The organism is Enterobacter sp. KB-221C9, from assembly GCF_041320715.1.
In the GTDB taxonomy this organism is placed as follows: domain Bacteria; phylum Pseudomonadota; class Gammaproteobacteria; order Enterobacterales; family Enterobacteriaceae; genus Enterobacter; species Enterobacter asburiae_D.
Map to the genome: position 1 here is coordinate 218,709 of NZ_JBGIWG010000004.1, position 11,837 is coordinate 230,545.

General features: G+C 57.1%; 7 protein-coding genes. 6 read left to right on the forward strand and 1 reads right to left on the reverse strand.

Annotated features, from left to right (window positions below):
* Positions 1 to 5 precede the first annotated feature (5 nt).
* Both gudD and AB8846_RS07240 read left to right on the forward strand, forming a co-directional pair.
* On the forward strand, positions 6 to 1,343 hold the full coding sequence (gene gudD / locus AB8846_RS07235; RefSeq protein ID WP_370732398.1) for a glucarate dehydratase: 1,338 nt from the start codon (positions 6 to 8) through the stop codon (positions 1,341 to 1,343).
* Between the two features lie 77 nt (positions 1,344 to 1,420).
* A complete protein-coding gene (locus tag AB8846_RS07240; RefSeq protein WP_370732399.1) occupies positions 1,421 to 2,560 on the forward strand; it encodes a glycerate kinase in 1,140 nt (379 codons plus the stop codon).
* 83 nt (positions 2,561 to 2,643) lie between these two features.
* On the opposite strand, the gene barA is transcribed toward AB8846_RS07240, so the two are convergent.
* Positions 2,644 to 5,403: a two-component sensor histidine kinase BarA gene (gene barA / locus AB8846_RS07245; protein WP_063144722.1), complete on the reverse strand. Its 2,760-nt coding sequence runs from the start codon at positions 5,401 to 5,403 to the stop codon at positions 2,644 to 2,646.
* A 57-nt stretch (positions 5,404 to 5,460) separates the two neighbouring features.
* Between barA and rlmD the strand changes: the two genes are divergently transcribed.
* The 4 genes from rlmD to pyrG all read left to right on the forward strand — a co-directional run bounded on the left by rlmD (position 5,461) and on the right by pyrG (position 11,761).
* On the forward strand, positions 5,461 to 6,759 hold the full coding sequence (gene rlmD / locus AB8846_RS07250; RefSeq protein WP_370732400.1) for a 23S rRNA (uracil(1939)-C(5))-methyltransferase RlmD: 1,299 nt from the start codon (positions 5,461 to 5,463) through the stop codon (positions 6,757 to 6,759).
* 51 nt (positions 6,760 to 6,810) lie between these two features.
* Positions 6,811 to 9,042, forward strand: coding sequence for a GTP diphosphokinase (gene relA / locus AB8846_RS07255; protein ID WP_331411371.1), 2,232 nt, complete (start codon positions 6,811 to 6,813; stop codon positions 9,040 to 9,042).
* Between the two features lie 66 nt (positions 9,043 to 9,108).
* The gene (gene mazG, locus AB8846_RS07260) at positions 9,109 to 9,900 is read left to right on the forward strand and encodes a nucleoside triphosphate pyrophosphohydrolase (protein WP_063144725.1); all 792 of its coding nucleotides are present in this window, start codon (positions 9,109 to 9,111) and stop codon (positions 9,898 to 9,900) included.
* 223 nt (positions 9,901 to 10,123) lie between these two features.
* Positions 10,124 to 11,761: a glutamine hydrolyzing CTP synthase gene (pyrG, locus tag AB8846_RS07265; RefSeq protein ID WP_063144726.1), complete on the forward strand. Its 1,638-nt coding sequence runs from the start codon at positions 10,124 to 10,126 to the stop codon at positions 11,759 to 11,761.
* Positions 11,762 to 11,837 lie beyond the last annotated feature (76 nt).

The following is an 11,837-nucleotide window of genomic DNA, read 5'->3' on the forward strand; positions in this document are numbered from 1 at the left end:
GAACGATGAGTACTTTTTCTACCCCTGTAGTCACCGCCATGCAGATCGTTCCGGTTGCGGGCCATGACAGCATGTTGATGAACCTGAGCGGCGCGCATGCGCCATTCTTTACCCGCAACATTGTCATCATCAAAGACAATTCCGGCCATACGGGCGTGGGCGAAATTCCGGGCGGGGAGAAGATCCGCCAAACGCTGGAAGATGCCATTCCGCTGGTGGTGGGCAAAACGCTGGGTGAGTACAAAAATGTCCTCAACACCGTGCGCAACACCTTTGCCGATCGCGATGCCGGAGGGCGTGGCCTGCAGACCTTCGATCTGCGCACCACCATTCACGTGGTGACCGGGATTGAGTCCGCCATGTTGGATCTGCTGGGCCAGCATCTGGGCGTTAACGTTGCGTCGCTGTTGGGCGAGGGCCAGCAGCGCAGCGAAGTGGAAATGCTGGGCTATCTGTTCTTTGTTGGCGACCGCAGGCTGACGCCACTGCCTTATCAGAGCCAGCCGGATGAACAATGCGACTGGTACCGACTCCGCCACGACGAGGCGATGACCCCGGATGCGGTGGTGCGCCTGGCGGAAGCCGCTTACGAAAAATATGGCTTCAATGATTTCAAACTGAAGGGCGGCGTGCTGGCCGGTGAGGAAGAGGCGGAAGCCGTCACCGCGCTGGCAAAACGTTTCCCGCAGGCGCGCGTGACGCTGGATCCGAACGGCGCATGGTCGCTTGATGAAGCGATCAAAATTGGTAAGCAGCTGAAGGGCGTGCTGGCGTATGCTGAGGATCCGTGTGGGGCTGAGCAAGGCTTCTCAGGACGTGAAGTCATGGCGGAATTCCGCCGCGCAACGGGGCTGCCGACCGCGACCAATATGATTGCGACCGACTGGCGTCAGATGGGACACACCCTGTCATTGCAGTCTGTCGACATTCCGCTGGCGGACCCGCACTTCTGGACGATGCAGGGGTCGGTGCGCGTGGCGCAGATGTGCCACGAGTTTGGCCTGACCTGGGGCTCGCACTCTAACAACCACTTCGACGTGTCGCTGGCGATGTTCACGCACGTTGCCGCCGCCGCGCCGGGCACGATTACAGCTATCGACACGCACTGGATCTGGCAGGAAGGTAACCAGCGTCTGACTAAGCAGCCGTTTGAGATCAAAGGTGGCATGGTGCAGGTGCCTTCCACCCCGGGGCTGGGAGTTGAGCTGGATATGGACCAGGTCATGAAGGCCCACGAGCTGTATCAGAAATACGGTCTGGGCGCGCGCGACGACGCGATGGCGATGCAGTACCTGATCCCGGACTGGACATTCGACAATAAACGTCCGTGCATGGTACGATAAACGCATTGGGACCGCTCCCACGAGCGGTCTTTTACGTGGTGTATGCTTAACGTAACGACTATGCGTAAGGATGGCTTATGAAAATTGTTATCGCACCGGACTCGTATAAGGAAAGTTTGAGTGCGCTTGAGGTTGCGACAGCGATAGAACGTGGTTTTCGCGAGATCTTTCCCGAGGCGGTTTACGTCAAACTGCCGGTCGCGGACGGTGGCGAAGGAACGGTTGAGGCGATGATCGCGGCAACGCAGGGACGCATTGTGCACGTTCCGGTGACCGGCCCGCTGGGTGAGCGCGTGGACGGATTTTATGGCTTATCCGGTGACGAGCAGAGTGCCTTTATTGAAATGGCGGCGGCAAGCGGCCTGGAGCTGGTCGTCCCTTCGCAGCGTAATCCCCTGAAAACCACCTCGTGGGGCACGGGCGAACTTATCCGTCACGCGCTGGATGCTGGCGTTAAGCATATCATCATCGGCATTGGCGGCAGCGCCACCAATGACGGCGGAGCAGGGATGGTGCAGGCGTTGGGGGCAAAGCTTCTGGACGCCAGCGAGCAGCCCCTTGGACAGGGCGGGGGCGAGCTGGGAAAACTCGCGCGTATCGACCTGAGCGGGCTGGACAGCCGTCTGGCGGAGTGCCGGATAGAAGTCGCCTGTGATGTGACGAATCCGCTCACCGGAAAGGATGGCGCGTCAGCCGTATTTGGCCCGCAAAAAGGGGCTACTCCCGAGATGATCGCTACCCTGGACAACGCGCTGGCACAGTATGCGAGGGTCATTGCCCGGGATCTGGATATTGATGTGCTAAACCTTGCTGGCGGCGGCGCGGCGGGGGGCATGGGGGCCGCACTGTACGCCTTTTGCGGCGCGCAGCTGCGCCAGGGCATTGAGATCGTGACCGATGCGCTACACCTGGCTGACCAGGTGGCCGATGCGGATCTGGTGATCACGGGAGAGGGTCGCATCGACAGCCAGACGATCCACGGCAAAGTCCCTGTGGGCGTAGCGAAAGTGGCGAAACGCTTTAACAAACCCGTCATCGGCATTGCAGGAAGCCTGACGGCGGACGTTGGCGTGGTACACGATCACGGCATTGATGCGGTGTTTAGCGTGATCTACACGATCTGCTCACTGGAAGACGCGCTGGAAAATGCCAGCGAGAACGTCAGGATGACCGCAAGGAATATCGCGGCGGTGCTGAAGGTGGGGCAGGGAATGTAGTTCTCCCTCTCCCCGTGGGAGAGGGCATCAGGCCGCACCCGCAATTGTAGGCCCGGTAAGCGTAGCGCCACCGGGCTTTTACCTCAGTTACCCAGCACCTTCATCGCTTCCCGCGTTACGTTATCCATCTCATCCAGCAGCTCCAGGAACTCCGGTTCAAGCTCCGATTCCGGCGTACCGGCGCGAAGCTGCTGCTCCAGCAGCTGGCAAAGGTTTTTCAGCCGCGGCACGCCGCTGTAACCGCAGCTGCCGTGCAGCTTGTGGATCGCGTCCAGCAGATCTTCCGGGTTTTCACCCACCAGCTGCTCTTCCACCTTATTGCGAATTTCCGGCAGAAACGCGACCAGCATTTGCAGCATTTCGCGGGCCAAATCGGGTTTACCTGCCGCCTGGCGCAGGGCAAGCTGCCAGTCAAAGGTCGCGTTCTGGTTGACGCTGATTTCAACCGGCTCGCTGGATACCGTGTACGTCCCGCCAATATGACCCGGCTTATAGCGTAACAGCAGGTTATGAAGTTTCTCTTCATCGATTGGCTTCGCCAGATAATCATTCATTCCGGCGCTCAGCAGCTTCTCTTTCTGACCGGCCATCGCGTGCGCGGTGACCGCAATGACCGGCGTTTGCTGCTGATGCGGCAGCTGGTGGATCAGCTCGCAGGCCCGAATGCCATCCATGCCCGGCATTTGAATATCCATCAGTATCAAATCAAACTGCATTTGCTTAGCCTGTTCAACCGCCTGCGCGCCGCTGGTGCAAAGCTCCACATGCTGAACCTGGTCTTCAAGCAATACGCCAATGAGCTTCAGGTTGGCCGGATTATCATCCACCGCCATCACGCTCATCGGTAATTTTTGCTCATCGTCAATCAGCGGGAGGGCATGCTGGCTAAGACGGCAATACTCCGTGAGCGCGGGCAGCAGGCGGGTCGCGGTGAGCGGTTTCAGCAGACACGCGGCGGCCCCGTCATTTTTCAACTCTTCAGCATTGAGCTGGGCATGGCAGGGCAGCGCCAGCAGCAGGTAGTCGGTCATTGAGGCGGCTTTCGCCAGCCGCTCCTGCTGCATGGTCAGTTCGCCGGTGAAGGTGACCGGGATCCCCATCAGCAGAATGTCGTAGTGCTCAACGGCAAGCGCTGAGAAGGTTGGGCTGTAGACCACCTCCAGCGGCGTGGTGCTTAAAATATCGAGCGCGCACTGCGCCGCCGCCGCGTTAGGTTCGACGTAGGCCAGACGCTTGCCTTTCAGGCAGTCCGTCACCGGGCCATCGGTCAGTACGTTCGGATTGAGATCCAGGTTAATGTGGAACCAGAAGGTTGAGCCGCGGTTTGGCTGGCTGTGGAAAGAGATATCGCCGCCCATCTCGTTCACCAGACGTTGCGTGATCACCAGCCCCAGGCCGGTACCGCCATGACGGCGGGAGATACTGGCATCCGCCTGGCGGAACGCCTGGAACAGACGCGACTGATCCCGCTCCGGAATACCGATGCCGGTATCGCGGATCTGGACTTCAATCTGGACCTTATTGCTGCTGATCGAGCGTTTTTCTACCAGAATGTCGATGTTACCGCTTTCGGTGAATTTAATGGCATTCCCGACAAGGTTGGTAATGACCTGCTGCAGACGCAGCGGATCGCCAATAACGTTATCCGGCACGTCGTTTTTAATGTTGAGCGTCAGCTCAAGTCCTTTGTCGTGCGACGAGTGCGCGAGCAGCGTCACCACCTCATCCAGCGTACTGCGCAGCGGGAAGGGAATGCTTTCGAGGATCAGCTTGCCCGCTTCCAGCTTGGAGAAGTCCAGCACGTCGTTGATGATCGCCAGCAGGTTGTTGGCCGAGCGTTCGATGGTGTGCAGGTGATCGCGCTGAGTCGGGTTGAGCTCGCTTTTCAGGGTCAGGCGGGTGAAGCCGATCACGCCATTGAGCGGCGTACGCAGCTCGTGCGACATATTGGCCAGGAATTCCGACTTAATACGTGCCGCTTCCTGAGCGCGTTTTTTCGCCAGGTCCAGCTCAACGTTCTGGATCTCCATCTGCTCCAGCGTTTCGCGCAGGTCCGACGTCGCCTGGTCAACGTTGTGCTGCATCTCTTCGTGATACGCCGCCAGCGACATGGCCATCGAGTTGATGCCGTTTTTCAGCATATCCAGCTCGCCCAGCATAAACCCTTCCACCCGGCTGTCGAGCTGTCCCCGGCGGATGCGGTCAACCGTGTTAACCATGTTGCGGATGGGGCCCGTCACGTCGCGCATCAGGCGCCAGCCGAAGATCAGCGCAATGCCAATGCAGAACAGCATCATCACGCCAGAGATGAAGATTTCTTTGTACTGCTGTAGCCGGACCGACTTGAGATCCAGCTCCAGCGCCACGTACCCCAGCATATTGTTGCTGGATTTGGCGTCGGATTGCGCGGACTCATCGGGTGAATAGCTTTCCGATACGATCGGCGTGCGCAGGATCATGATATCGCCGCGCCGCAACACGGTGAGGTGGCGCGGGAACGGCGTACCGTCCGGGATCTTCAGAGCCGCCGGATCGAGATGGAAATTCGAGGTGACAAACAGGCGGTTATGTTCGTCGTAAACGGAAATGGCGCGTACGATGTCCGAGTGGCGGCGGTGGAGTACGCTGATTAACTGACCAATGGATTCGCGGTTTTGCAGGTTCATGCCGTACTCGCTGGAAACGGCAAGCGGTTCGATAATGCTGGCGCCTGCATCCTCCAGCTGTCGCTGCAAATCGTTATAGCGGTGCACCACAAAGAAGATACTCAGCAGCAAACCGATGAGAACGGTGGGGGCGAGGATCAAAATCATCATGCGCGCGCGCAGGCTGTAGTTGGTCATGGCGTTCCGTTATGGGACAATTAAGATAATTATGTTTATGTGAGAAAAATCTCGGCGATGGCGCAATTCTACTCTGCAAAGCGACGCGTGACGACGCGTCAAATCATCACTGTTGAAGCCACGGACCTCGATCCGTTTGGTCAGGGAGTGGCACGTCACAATGGTAAGGCTCTGTTTATAACAGGTTTACTGCCTACAGAACGAGCAGAAATTACGCTGACGGAAGATAAACGCCAGTTCGCGCGCGGACAGGTTAAGCATCGCCTCAACGATAGCCCGGAGCGCGTGAAGCCCCGCTGCCCACATTTTGGCGTTTGCGGGGGCTGCCAGCAACAGCATGCGAGCACAGAATTACAGCAAAAAAGCAAAAGCCGCGCGCTGGCGCGTCAGCTTAAACATGACGTTAACGAGATCCTCGCGGACGAACCCTGGGGCTATCGCCGCCGCGCGCGCCTGAGCCTCAGCTATCAGCCCAAAACGGCGCGGCTGGAGATGGGGTTTCGCAAGGCCGGCTCCAGTGACATCGTCGATGTGAAGCAGTGCCCTATTTTGGTGCCCCATCTTGAGGCGTTGCTTCCTGAAGTGCGCACCTGTCTCTCCGGGCTGGACGGCGTTCGCCACCTCGGGCACGTCGAGCTGGTCATGGCCAACAATGGACCGCTGATGGTCCTGCGCCATACCGCGCCGCTGTCGAAAAAAGATCGCGAAAAACTGGAACGCTTTTCGCATTCCCACGACCTGGCGCTTTTCCTTGCACCACAAAGCGAGATACTTGAGCAGGTTACCGGTGAGGCGCCCTGGTATGCGTCAAACGGGCTACGCTTAACGTTCAGCCCGCGGGATTTCATTCAGGTGAATGATGGCGTAAACCAGCAGATGGTTGAGAAAGCGCTGACGTGGCTGGATGTTCAGAAAAGCGATCGGGTGCTCGATCTGTTTTGCGGAATGGGCAACTTCACGCTGCCGTTGGCGCGAAAAGCGGCCAGCGTCGTCGGCGTGGAAGGCGTTGAGGCGCTGGTGGCTAAAGGGCAGGAGAACGCACAGCAGAACGGCTTGCAAAATGTGACATTCTTTCATCAAAATCTTGAGGAAGATGTCACCCAACAGCCGTGGGCAAAACAGGGCTTTGATAAAATTTTGCTCGACCCGGCGCGTGCCGGTGCTCCGGGTGTAATGGCACATATTATTAAACTCGCGCCGAAGCGTGTGGTCTATGTTTCCTGTAACCCGGCAACGCTTGCCCGGGACAGTGAGGCATTAATCAGCGCGGGTTACCAGATTCAGCGTCTGGCAATGCTGGACATGTTCCCGCACACTGGTCATCTGGAATCGATGGTGTTGTTCGAGCACATCTAATTTGTTTGGCTTGTCGACTTCGACAGGCCCTGGTCCCTAAAGGAGAGGACAATGGTTGCGGTAAGAAGTGCACATCTCAATAAAGCTGGGGAGTTTGACCCACAAAAATGGATCGCAAGTCTGGGAATTTCCAGCCAGCAGTCGTGTGAACGCTTAACCGAAACCTGGGCCTATTGTCTGCGCACCACGCAGGGGCATTCGGACGCCGATCTTCTCCTGTGGCGCGGCGTGGAGATGGTTGAAATCCTGTCCATGCTGAACATGGACATCGAAACGCTGCAGGCCGCGCTTCTCTTCCCCCTCGCGGATGCGGACGTGGTCAGCGAAGACGTGCTGCGCGACAGCGTCGGGACATCCGTCGTCGCGCTGATCCACGGCGTGCGCGATATGGCGGCTATCCGCCAGCTTAAAGCTGCCCATACCGATTCCGTCTCCTCTGAACAGGTCGATAACGTTCGCCGGATGCTGTTGGCCATGGTAGATGACTTCCGCTGCGTGGTCATCAAGCTTGCCGAACGTATTGCCCACCTGCGTGAGGTGAAGGATGCGCCGGAAGACGAGCGCGTGCTGGCCGCCAAAGAGTGTACAAACATCTATGCGCCGCTGGCAAACCGCTTAGGGATCGGTCAGCTGAAATGGGAGCTGGAAGATTACTGCTTCCGCTACCTGCACCCGGCGGAATATAAACGTATTGCCAAACTCCTGCATGAGCGTCGTATCGATCGCGAGCACTATATCGAGGAATTTGTCGGCGGCCTGCGCCAGGCGATGAAAGAAGAGAACGTGCGCGCCGAAGTCTACGGGCGGCCTAAGCATATCTACAGCATCTGGCGCAAAATGCAGAAGAAACACCTCGCCTTTGACGAGCTGTTTGACGTGCGCGCCGTGCGTATCGTGGCGGAGCGTCTGCAGGACTGCTACGCCGCGCTGGGGATAGTACACACTCACTTCCGTCATCTCCCCGATGAGTTCGATGACTATGTCGCCAACCCCAAACCGAACGGCTATCAGTCTATCCATACCGTTGTGCTTGGCCCTGGCGGCAAAACGGTCGAGATTCAGATCCGCACCAAGCAGATGCACGAAGACGCCGAGCTGGGCGTGGCCGCGCACTGGAAATACAAAGAAGGTACCTCCGGCGGGGCGCGTTCTGGCCACGAAGACCGCATTGCCTGGCTGCGCAAGCTGATTGCGTGGCAGGAAGAGATGGCCGACTCCGGCGAGATGCTCGACGAAGTGCGCAGCCAGGTCTTTGACGACCGCGTCTATGTCTTTACCCCGAAAGGGGATGTTGTCGACCTGCCTGCGGGCTCTACGCCGCTTGATTTTGCCTACCACATCCACAGCGATGTGGGACACCGCTGCATCGGGGCGAAAATCGGCGGACGCATCGTACCGTTCACCTATCAACTGCAGATGGGTGACCAGATTGAAATCATTACCCAGAAGCAACCTAACCCGAGCCGTGACTGGCTTAACCCTAACCTGGGCTACGTCACCACCAGCCGCGGGCGCTCGAAAATTCACGCCTGGTTCCGTAAACAGGACCGCGACAAGAACATCCTTGCCGGTCGCCAGATCCTTGACGACGAGCTGGAGCATATCGGGATAAGCCTGAAAGAGGCGGAGAAATTCCTGCTGCCGCGCTACAACTTCAACGAGCTTGACGAGCTGTTAGCGGCCATTGGCGGCGGTGATATCCGTCTGAATCAGATGGTGAACTTCCTGCAGGCGCAGTTCAATAAGCCAAGCGCGGCAGAGCAGGACGCGGCGGCGCTGAAGCAGCTGCAGCAGAAAACCTATGCGCCGCAGCAGCGCAGCAAAGACAACGGTCGCGTGGTGGTTGAAGGCGTCGGTAACCTGATGCACCACATTGCCCGCTGCTGCCAGCCGATCCCGGGCGACGATATCGTCGGCTTTATCACCCAGGGACGCGGGATTTCGATTCACCGTTCCGACTGCGATCAGCTTGCCGAGCTGCAGTCGCATGCGCCGGAGCGCATCGTGGAAGCGGTCTGGGGTGAGAGCTATTCCGCTGGCTATTCGCTGGTGGTGCGCGTCACTGCCAACGACCGCAGCGGCCTGCTGCGCGACATCACGACCATTCTCGCCAACGAGAAGGTCAACGTGCTGGGCGTCGCCAGCCGCAGCGATACCCGCGAGCAGCTTGCCACCATCGATATGACTATCGAAATCTACAACCTGCAGGTGCTGGGCCGCGTGCTCGGCAAACTGAACCAGGTGCCGGATGTGATTGACGCGCGTCGTCTGCACGGCGGTTAAACACACTCTTCTGTAGGCAGGGTAAGGCTTTGCCGCCACCCGGCTTGTTTTTTAATGGAAAAAACTATGACTCAAATCGACCGCCTGCTCGGCATCATGAAACGCCTGCGCGACCCGGAAAACGGCTGTCCGTGGGACAAAGAGCAGACTTTCGCCACCATCGCCCCTTACACCCTTGAAGAGACCTATGAGGTGCTGGACGCGATTTCCCGTGAAGATTTTGACGACCTGCGCGGCGAGCTGGGCGATCTGCTGTTCCAGGTGGTGTTCTATGCGCAAATGGCGCAGGAAGAAGGGCGCTTTAACTTTGACGATATCTGCGCTGCTATAAGCGACAAGCTGGAGCGCCGTCATCCCCATATCTTTGGCGATGCGACCGCAGGGAACAGCGCGGAAGTGCTGGCCCGCTGGGAGCAGATCAAAAGCGCCGAACGGGCGGAAAAATCTCAGCACTCGGCGCTGGATGATATTCCGCTGAGCCTGCCCGCGCTGATGCGCGCGCATAAAATCCAGAAACGCTGCTCAGCAGTGGGTTTTGACTGGACCTCCCTCGGCCCGGTGCTGGATAAAGTGCACGAAGAGATTGATGAAGTCATGCACGAAGCGCAGCAGGCGGTGGTGGATGAAGCAAAGCTTGAGGAAGAGATGGGCGACCTGCTGTTTGCGACCGTCAACCTTTCTCGCCACCTGGGTGTAAAAGCGGAAACCGCACTGCAAAAAGCCAACATAAAATTCGAACGACGCTTTCGCGAAGTTGAGCGGATTGTGGCCTCGCGAGGCCTGGAAATGACCGGCATTGACCTCGAGGCAATGGAAGAAGTCTGGCAGGAAGTAAAGCGCCAGGAATCTGATCTCTAACGAGATTTTGCGATCAAGCGCAATTTGTGTGATTTTTTAAATGACAAGCGCTTGATTTGCGTCAAAAACATTTACCCAAAAGGGGCTATTTTCTCACTCCTTATGTTTGTCATGGCCTGGAATGGAGACGGAGAATGAAAGTTTGTGGCGCTCGCCGTGTTCGGGTATACTACTTTCCCGTCCTGGTTATTCCATCGTTTCACCCTAACTTCTCAGGTTCAGCATGACAACGAACTATATTTTTGTGACCGGCGGGGTCGTATCCTCTCTGGGTAAAGGCATTGCCGCAGCCTCCCTCGCAGCCATTCTTGAAGCCCGTGGCCTCAATGTGACCATGATGAAACTGGATCCGTACATCAACGTCGATCCGGGCACCATGAGCCCAATCCAACACGGGGAAGTGTTCGTTACTGAAGACGGCGCTGAAACCGATTTGGATCTTGGCCACTACGAGCGTTTCATCCGCACCAAAATGACCCGTCGTAACAACTTCACGACTGGCCGCATCTACTCCGACGTTCTGCGTAAAGAGCGCCGTGGTGACTACCTGGGGGCAACCGTTCAGGTTATCCCGCACATCACGAACGCAATCAAAGAACGCATTGTTGCGGGTGGCGAAGGCCACGACGTGGTGCTGGTTGAAATCGGCGGTACCGTGGGTGATATCGAATCCCTGCCATTCCTGGAAGCGATTCGTCAGCTGGCGGTAGATATTGGCCGTGAAAACGCGCTGTTCATGCACCTGACCCTGGTGCCGTACATGGCCGCCGCAGGTGAAGTGAAAACCAAGCCGACTCAGCACTCTGTGAAAGAGCTGCTCTCTATTGGTATTCAGCCAGATATCCTGGTTTGCCGCTCCGATCGCGCGGTTCCGGCGAACGAACGTGCGAAAATTGCATTGTTCTGTAACGTGCCTGAAAAAGCCGTTATTTCAATGAAAGATGTCGATTCCATTTATAAAATCCCGGGCCTGTTGAAATCGCAGGGCCTGGACGATTATATTTGTAAACGATTCAGCTTGAACTGTCCGGAAGCTAACCTGTCTGAATGGGAACAGGTTATTTATGAAGAAGCCAACCCGGCAGGCGAAGTGACTATCGGTATGGTCGGCAAGTACATTGAACTGCCAGATGCCTATAAGTCAGTGATCGAAGCGCTGAAACATGGTGGTCTGAAGAACCGTGTCTCCGTGAACATCAAGCTGATTGATTCGCAGGATGTAGAAACGCGTGGCGTTGAAATCCTGAAAGATCTGGATGCTATCCTTATCCCTGGCGGCTTCGGCTACCGTGGTGTAGAAGGCAAGATCGCCACCGCGCGCTATGCGCGTGAAAACAATATCCCATACCTCGGCATCTGTCTGGGTATGCAGGTTGCGCTGATCGAATTTGCGCGCAACGTAGCGGGAATGGAAAACGCGAACTCTACGGAATTTGTGCCAGACTGTAAGTACCCTGTGGTGGCGCTTATCACTGAATGGCGTGACGAAGAAGGTAACGTCGAAGTCCGTACCGAGAAAAGCGATCTGGGTGGCACCATGCGTCTTGGCGCACAGGCCTGCCAGCTGTCTGACGATAGCGTGGTTCGCAAGCTGTATGGCGAGCCGGTCATCACCGAGCGCCATCGTCACCGCTATGAAGTCAACAACATGTTGTTGAAACCTATTGAAGCCGCGGGCCTGCGTGTTGCGGGCCGCTCCGGGGATGATCAGTTAGTCGAGATCATTGAAGTGCCAAACCATCCTTGGTTTGTCGCCTGCCAGTTCCACCCGGAATTTACTTCAACGCCACGTGACGGGCACCCGCTGTTTGCAGGCTTCGTGAAGGCCGCCAGCGACTACCAGAAGCGTCAGGCGAAGTAAAAAAAGTTAGAACGGCAACGCGTACCTTTGGTACGCGTTGTTTGTCTGGAGTTTTAGTTTAACTTGTACTGAGGAA